Annotated in this window: 7 protein-coding genes and 4 tRNA genes; all 11 read left to right on the top strand. The window is 59.8% G+C overall.

Annotated elements, in window-relative coordinates; all coding sequences use genetic code 11:
* The first annotated feature begins 284 nt into the window (after window positions 1-284).
* The 11 genes from RUM_RS01140 (at window position 285) to RUM_RS01090 (ending at window position 6,677) form a co-directional block, all read left to right on the top strand.
* Entirely contained in the window at window positions 285-1,067 is a 783-nt protein-coding gene (locus RUM_RS01140) for a TIGR00282 family metallophosphoesterase (RefSeq protein WP_015557392.1), read from the top strand.
* Between the two features lie 223 nt (window positions 1,068-1,290).
* Entirely contained in the window at window positions 1,291-1,551 is a 261-nt protein-coding gene (locus RUM_RS01135; RefSeq protein WP_015557391.1) for a stage V sporulation protein S, read from the top strand.
* A 63-nt stretch (window positions 1,552-1,614) separates the two neighbouring features.
* Window positions 1,615-3,690, top strand: coding sequence for an ATP-dependent DNA helicase RecG (gene recG / locus RUM_RS01130; RefSeq protein WP_081459942.1), 2,076 nt, complete (start codon window positions 1,615-1,617; stop codon window positions 3,688-3,690).
* 141 nt (window positions 3,691-3,831) lie between these two features.
* Window positions 3,832-3,907 (top strand) — tRNA-Val (locus tag RUM_RS01125).
* A gap of 7 nt (window positions 3,908-3,914) precedes the next feature.
* Window positions 3,915-3,991 (top strand) — tRNA-Asp (locus tag RUM_RS01120).
* A 9-nt stretch (window positions 3,992-4,000) separates the two neighbouring features.
* A tRNA-Phe gene (locus RUM_RS01115) sits at window positions 4,001-4,076 on the top strand.
* Between the two features lie 71 nt (window positions 4,077-4,147).
* A tRNA-Gly gene (locus RUM_RS01110) sits at window positions 4,148-4,223 on the top strand.
* A gap of 184 nt (window positions 4,224-4,407) precedes the next feature.
* Window positions 4,408-5,127: an RsmE family RNA methyltransferase gene (locus RUM_RS01105; protein ID WP_015557389.1), complete on the top strand. Its 720-nt coding sequence runs from the start codon at window positions 4,408-4,410 to the stop codon at window positions 5,125-5,127.
* A 12-nt stretch (window positions 5,128-5,139) separates the two neighbouring features.
* The gene (locus RUM_RS01100) at window positions 5,140-5,412 is read left to right on the top strand and encodes a hypothetical protein (RefSeq protein ID WP_015557388.1); all 273 of its coding nucleotides are present in this window, start codon (window positions 5,140-5,142) and stop codon (window positions 5,410-5,412) included.
* Window positions 5,412-6,071 (top strand): HAD family hydrolase, encoded by a 660-nt coding sequence (locus RUM_RS01095; protein WP_015557387.1) that lies wholly within the window; start codon window positions 5,412-5,414, stop codon window positions 6,069-6,071. Before RUM_RS01100 ends, RUM_RS01095 begins: the two co-directional genes overlap by 1 nt.
* A gap of 12 nt (window positions 6,072-6,083) precedes the next feature.
* Window positions 6,084-6,677: a hypothetical protein gene (locus tag RUM_RS01090; RefSeq protein WP_015557386.1), complete on the top strand. Its 594-nt coding sequence runs from the start codon at window positions 6,084-6,086 to the stop codon at window positions 6,675-6,677.
* Window positions 6,678-6,758 lie beyond the last annotated feature (81 nt).

Raw genomic sequence — 6,758 nt, 5'->3', positions numbered from 1 at the left:
CCCGTACGGTTAATCAAATAAAATCACACGCATCTCCCCAAGACAGCGGTAGAACGCTCCTGCGTGGGTGGCGCACGCAGAGCATAAGAGAACGCACGAGAGGAACAGGTCACCAAAGGAAAAACGCTACTGCGTATCCCCAGCACGCAGAGCATCAAAGACAAGCCCAGAAAAGATGGTCACAAAAAGAAATCCCACAAAAGCCCCACTGTCCGGCGACAGAATCCCCTTGCATTTTCTCCTGGAATATAGTAGAATAGAACAGAGAAGAAGGGGGAATGGACATGCAGATTTTATTCATCGGGGACGTGGTGGGCAAAAGCGGCTGCCGGTACCTGGAGCGGACGCTGCCGGAGCTGCGGCGGCAGTATGGGGCGGACGTGACCATCGTCAACGGGGAGAATTCCGCCCCGGGCAATGGCATCACCACCGCCTCCGCCCAGCAGATTTTCCAGTGCGGAGCGGATCTCATCACCACCGGGAACCACGCCTTTCAGCGCCGGGACAGCCTTGCCATCTTTGAGCGCCGGGATGTGCTCCGACCGGCAAATTACCCGGAGGGCTGCCCGGGGCACGGGGTGGAGATCCTGGATCTGGGACGGTGCCGGGTGGCGGTGTTGAATCTGATGGGCACCGTGTTCCTGGAGGCGCTGGACAATCCCTTTGCGGCGGCGGACGCTTTGCTGGCGGAGATCGATACCCCGAATATTTTCGTGGATTTCCACGCCGAAGCCACCTCCGAGAAAAAATGTATGGGCTATTACCTTGCCGGACGGGTCACGGCGGTGTGCGGCACCCATACCCATGTGCAGACGGCGGACGAGGAGATCCTGGAGGGGCACACCGGGTATATCACCGACGCAGGCATGACCGGGCCGGCACGATCTGTGCTGGGGGTGGACGTGCAGCGTGCCACCGACAAGCAGCGGCTCCACTGCCCGGTGCAGTTTATCGAAGCAACGGGAGAAGCCATGCTGAACGGGGTTTCGATCACATTCGACCCGTCTACTGGCAAATGTACCAAAATTGAACGGATCTTTATGAGAGAATCCACAAATGTGCGGTAATACTCTTGCATTTTTGTCCTCTCTGTAGTATAATGAGAAAAGTTTAGGGCAACACCGCACAAAGAATGTGTGGTATGACGGAAAATTCGTCAGCAGATGCTGCGCATAGCCGACAGGCGGGCTTTGTGCGGTGTTGCCTTAGGGCGCAGCCCTGGTAGCTGGCGTACCAGTCAAATGCAGCATACGCAACATTAAACAATCAAGAAACAAGGAGGATTCCACCATGGAGGTTCTGAAAGTATCATCAAAATCCGTACCCAATTCCGTTGCAGGTGCCATTGCGGCAGTGATCCGGGAGCAGCGCACCGTGGAAGTGCAGGCAGTGGGTGCCGGGGCAGCAAACCAGGCGATCAAGTCCATTGCGGTGGCACGGGGCTATCTGGCACCCATCGGGATCGACCTGATCTGCATTCCTGCTTTTGCCAATATCGTCATTGACGGCGAGGATCGGACAGCCATCAAGCTGATCTGCGAACAGAGATAAGGCAGCCCGGAGCGGTTGCCTTCTACAGGCGGCGCCGGGGCATCCGGCTGCCGCCTGTTTTGCATGCAGACACATTCTCGCCGAAAGGATCCGTCTATGAACGAACTGTTCCGTCCCATTTCCGCCCTGCGGGGGGTGGGGGAGAAGCGTGCCAAGGCATACGCCAGGCTGGGTATTCAGACTCCCTACGACCTGCTGTTTCATATTCCCCGTTCTTACCTGGATTTCCGTAATCCGGAGCCGGTGCTGTCCGCCCCCCTGGATACCCCCTGCGTGGTGGAGGGGTGCATCACCCGGAAGCTGCCGGAGCAGCGGATCCGGAAGGGGCTTTCTGTGTTCAAGGCCACTGCCACCGACGGGGAAAGCGACTTCACGGTGGTGTTTTACAACAATTTCTACGCCTTTGACGCTCTGAAGGTGGGGGAAACCTATCGGTTCGCCGGAAAGCTGACGGGGACGCTGCTGCGCCGGGAGATCCATTCCCCCCAGTACCTCCGGGCGGACTGCCCGGTGCTGATGAAGCCGGTGTATCCCCTCACCAACGGGCTGACCAACCCCATGGTGCAGGCAAATATGCGGCAGGCACTGGAGCTTTTGCGCCGGGAGCCCTTTGACGGACTGCCCTCCGGCATCCGGCGGCAGTATGACCTGTGTACCCTGCCGGAGGCGCTGGGGGTGGTGCATCAGCCTGCGTCAGAGCCGATTTTACAGGAGGCAAAGCGGCGGCTTGCTTTTGATGCCCTGCTGCAATTGCAGTTGGGTATGCTGATGCTCCGGAACAGAAGCCGTGCCCAGACCGCCTATACCATGGATCCGGACACGGATCTGACCCCTTTTTATGCCTCCCTGCCCTTTGCCCCCACCAACGCCCAGAAGCGCTCCATTGCGGAGATCTGTGGGGATTTATGCAGAACCGTGCCTGCCAACCGGCTGCTGCAAGGGGACGTGGGCAGCGGCAAGACGGCGGTGGCGGCGGCGGCATGCTACTTCACATGCAAAAACGGCTTCCAGAGCGCTTTGATGGCGCCCACGGAGATCCTTGCCACCCAGCATTACCATACCCTGGAGGGCTTTTTGTCCCCCCTGGGCATCCGGGTGGGACTGCTGACCGGATCCCTGCCTGCCAAGGAAAAGCGCCGGATCCGCACCGCTTTGCAGGCTGGAGAGCTGGACGTGCTGGTGGGTACCCATGCTCTGATTCAGAAGGATACGGTGTTCCCGGCGTTGGGGCTGGTCATCACCGACGAGCAGCACCGGTTCGGGGTGGGACAGCGTGCCGCCCTGGCGCAAAAGGGGGGCACCCCCCACAAGCTGGTCATGTCCGCCACCCCCATCCCCAGGACTCTGGCACTGATCGTGTACGGGGATCTGGACATTTCCGTGCTGGACGAGCTGCCGGTGGGACGGCTGCCCATCCGCACCTATGCGGTGACGGGAAAGCTGCGGCAGCGTGCCTATGGCTTTGTCCGGAGCCGGATGGACGCCGGAGAGCAGGCGTATATTGTATGCCCCATGATCGAGGAGGGGGAAAGCGACCTGCTGGCAGTGACCAGCTATGCGGAGCAGCTCCGTGCCGGGGCATTTGCTGCATACCGGGTGGGATTGCTCCACGGGAAAATGAAGCCGGCGGAGAAGGAGCAGGTGATGGCGTCCTTCAAGGCGGGAGAACTGGATCTGCTGGTATGCACCACCGTGGTGGAGGTGGGGGTGGATGTACCCAACGCCACGGTGATGCTCATCGAGAACTCGGAGCGGTTCGGTCTGTCCCAGTTGCATCAGCTCCGGGGACGGGTGGGCAGAGGCAGCAAGCAGAGCCACTGCATCCTCATTACCGACAGCACCTCGGAGGAAAGCCGGGAACGGCTCCGGGTGCTGAGCAGCACCACCGACGGGTTCCGGATCGCCGAGGAGGATCTGAAGCTGCGGGGGCCGGGGGATTTCTTCGGCAGTGCCCAGCACGGTCTGCCGCCGGTGCATCTGGCGGAGCTGGCAGAGGATATGGAGCTGGTGCGGCAGACCCAGCAGGCGGCACGGGATATCCTGGAGGCGGATCCCCAACTGCGGGATCCGGTGAACCATGCACTGCGGGCGGACGTGGTGCGGCTGTATGCGAGAAACGGGGAAAACGGTCTGAATTAGACGAATCCGTCAGAAGGCAGACCGTTTTCTGCATGGTGCTTGTGCAAAGCATACAAAGTACAGATTTTTTGCAAAAAGGGGTTGACTTTTTTGCGGATCCGTAGTAAAATAATAAAGTCGTCAGAGACGATACGAAAAAGTGGGAGCTTAGCTCAGCTGGGAGAGCATCTGCCTTACAAGCAGAGGGTCATAGGTTCGAGCCCTATAGTTCCCACCAATCTTTTGGCCTGGTAGTTCAGTTGGTTAGAACGCCGCCCTGTCACGGCGGAGGTCGTGAGTTCGAGTCTCATCCAGGTCGCCATTCTGATTTGCCTCTGTAGCTCAGTCGGTAGAGCAGGGGACTGAAAATCCCCGTGTCGTTGGTTCGATTCCGACCGGAGGCACCAAGAATATGTCAGGGTTTTGCCGCAACAGTGGCAGGATCTCATCGGTTTACCGCTTGCACATATTCTTCCATGCGGATTTAGCTCATCTGGTAGAGCGCCACCTTGCCAAGGTGGAGGTAGCGAGTTCGAGCCTCGTAATCCGCTCCACACGGCGTCGGGGAAATATCCTTGGCGTGTACGAAATCCCAAGAGTTTTCTCTTGGGATTTTCTTTTTGTCTGAATTGTCATAAAATTGTCAGATGATTGCTCCGCCCTTGACAAGGGTATCCGGGACGGTTATAATTATAGGCAACACCGTACAAGGCGCAATGATCGGAGAGAAGGTGCCCCATGCCAAGATTTTTTCTGCCGGCTCTGGATCCGGTACAGCCGGTGATTACCGGCGAGGATGCCCATCACATCGGCTTTTCCCTGCGGATGCGCCCCGGGGAGCAGCTGACGGTCTGCGCCGGGGGCGTGGATTACGACTGCCGGATCCGGGAGATCACCGGGGACTGCGTGTATTTAGAGGTACAGGGGCAGGCTCCCTGCGCCGCAGAGCCTACGGTGGCGCTGACCCTGTACCAGGCGCTGCCCAAGACCGATAAGCTGGAGCAGATCGTCCAGAAGGCGGTGGAGCTTGGGGCGGCAAGGATCGTACCGGTGCTGACCCGTCGGTGCATTTCCCGGCCGGATCCGGGGCAGTTTTCCAAAAAGCAGCAGCGGCTCCAGAAGATCGCCCACGCCGCCGCCAAGCAGGCAGGACGGGGCATCATTCCGGAGGTGGGGGGCATGCTGACCTTTTCCCAGGCTCTGGAGGAGCTGGGAGGACAGCAGCTGCCGGTAATGCTGTACGAAGCCGGAGGCGTGTCCATGTCCCAGCTGACCGTGCCCAGAACCGGCAGCATCGGGGTGCTGGTAGGCAGCGAAGGGGGCTTTGATCCGGAGGAGGCGGCGCAGGCACGGCTTGCAGGGATTCAGCCGGTGTGGCTTGGGCCCCGGATCCTCCGGTGTGAAACGGCGCCCCTGACGGCACTTTCTCTGCTGATGTATCTGAGTGGTAATTTGTAAGGAGATGAGGGTATGGATCCGGAGGAACGGCAAGCCCTGCAGGTGGAGCAGGAGAATCAGGAAAAGCTGATGAAGGTGTGCAGATGGTGCCATATTCTGGTATGCCTGTTCCTGACGGTGCTGACCGGGGTGCTTTTGCATCTGATCGGCGCAGGGGGCGTGTTCGTGGGGTTTACCTGCGTGCTGGCATTCGGTGCGTATGTGTGGCTGGAGCGGCGCTTTCTGCGAAAGCATGTAAACCGGGTGGTGAAGCGGTTTTTTGACAGCAGGAGACATGCGCATTGATGGGGGAGAAGGGATTGCAGGCTGTGATCTTTGACCTGGACGGAACCCTGCTGGATTCCATGCATGTCTGGGAGCAGGTGGATCAGCGGTTTTTGCGGGAAAACCGCATCCTTCCCCCGGCAGGGATCTCTGATCGGCTGAAAACCATGGGGATCCGGGAGGCGGCGGCGTTTTTCATTTCGGAATTTGCCCTGGATATGACCCCGGAGCAGGTGATCGCCCGAATTGAAAATCTGGCAGCGGAGGAATACCGGCTGCGGATCCCCCTGAAGCCCGGCGTTCTGGAGGTGCTGGACGGGCTGGATGCCCGGCACATTCCTTACTGCATTGCCACCGCTACCTATGATTCCCTGGTGGAGGCAGCCCTGGAGCGACTGGGCATCCGGCACCGGTTCCGGTTCGTGCTGACCTGTTCCCAGGTGGGCAGCACCAAGGCAAAGCCGGATATTTACCTGGAATGCGCCCGGCGGCTGGGGCATGCGCCCCGGGAAATCCTCGTGGCGGAGGATGCCCTCCACGCTATCGAAACCGCCAACAGTGCCGGATTTTTCACCTTCGGGGTCTATGAGCCTACCGCAGCGGCGGACTGGCAGCGGATCCGGGAGATCAGCGGCGGCTGGGGCATGGAGCTAACGGAGCTGCTACAGTATTTTATATAAGGAGGGGGCTGCATGCGGCGGATTCCCACACATAAAAAATGGTTTGCGGCGGCGCTGGTGTGCGCTGTGCTGCTGGGGGCGGAGTGCATTGCCGCATGGGCAGGGGGCTTGCTTCTGCTGCCCGGGGTGCATGGGTTCGTGACCCCGGGGCTGGGTCTGCTGCTGACGGTGCTGCTGGGGATCACCCTCTGGAAATACCGCCGGGCAAAGCAGCGGATCAGCCGCCCCTGCATCTGGCTGGGAGGCGCAGCGGCGGTGGGCTGTGCGGTGAGCCTGGTGGGTATTGTCCTGGCGGCACGGACGCCGGCACAGAAGCAGGAATTTTTCTACCAGGGCGGCGGCAGCGCCGTGACTGTGTATGCCCGTTCCCGGCAGACCCAGGTGGAATTTACCGTATGCGACGGGACGAATCCCTTTCTGGCAAAGCGGCTGGATCGGGTGACCCTTGCCGCCGGTACGGAAAGCACCTGGGACATTGCCTGCGACTGGGAGACCAGTGACCGGGTGCGGCTGGTGTTCCGTTCCGGGAAGCATGCCCAGGTACTGGAGGAGGAGCTGGAACGGGTGTATCGGTGTGCGGATCAGGAGGTGTACTGGATCAATTGAGGGCAGGGAGCTTTGCGGGTTTTTACATTTGAGTGACCGCCTGCATGTGACTTGTTCCTGATACTCTGCGTGCGCCACCCA

This window comes from Ruminococcus champanellensis 18P13 = JCM 17042, assembly GCF_000210095.1.
Classification (GTDB): domain Bacteria; phylum Bacillota; class Clostridia; order Oscillospirales; family Ruminococcaceae; genus Ruminococcus_F; species Ruminococcus_F champanellensis.
Note: the sequence above shows the minus strand (reverse complement) of the source record. Positions and strands in the feature narration are given on the sequence as shown.

What these genes read in the sequence shown, in the direction of transcription:
- RUM_RS01140 (WP_015557392.1), top strand. Translation starts at nt 285, where the DNA reads ATGCAGATTTTATTCATCGGGGACGTGGTGGGCAAAAGCGGCTGCCGG.
- RUM_RS01135 (WP_015557391.1), top strand. Translation starts at nt 1,291, where the DNA reads ATGGAGGTTCTGAAAGTATCATCAAAATCCGTACCCAATTCCGTTGCA.
- recG (WP_081459942.1), top strand. Translation starts at nt 1,615, where the DNA reads ATGCAGACACATTCTCGCCGAAAGGATCCGTCTATGAACGAACTGTTC.
- RUM_RS01105 (WP_015557389.1), top strand. Translation starts at nt 4,408, where the DNA reads ATGCCAAGATTTTTTCTGCCGGCTCTGGATCCGGTACAGCCGGTGATT.
- RUM_RS01100 (WP_015557388.1), top strand. Translation starts at nt 5,140, where the DNA reads ATGGATCCGGAGGAACGGCAAGCCCTGCAGGTGGAGCAGGAGAATCAG.
- RUM_RS01095 (WP_015557387.1), top strand. Translation starts at nt 5,412, where the DNA reads ATGGGGGAGAAGGGATTGCAGGCTGTGATCTTTGACCTGGACGGAACC.
- RUM_RS01090 (WP_015557386.1), top strand. Translation starts at nt 6,084, where the DNA reads ATGCGGCGGATTCCCACACATAAAAAATGGTTTGCGGCGGCGCTGGTG.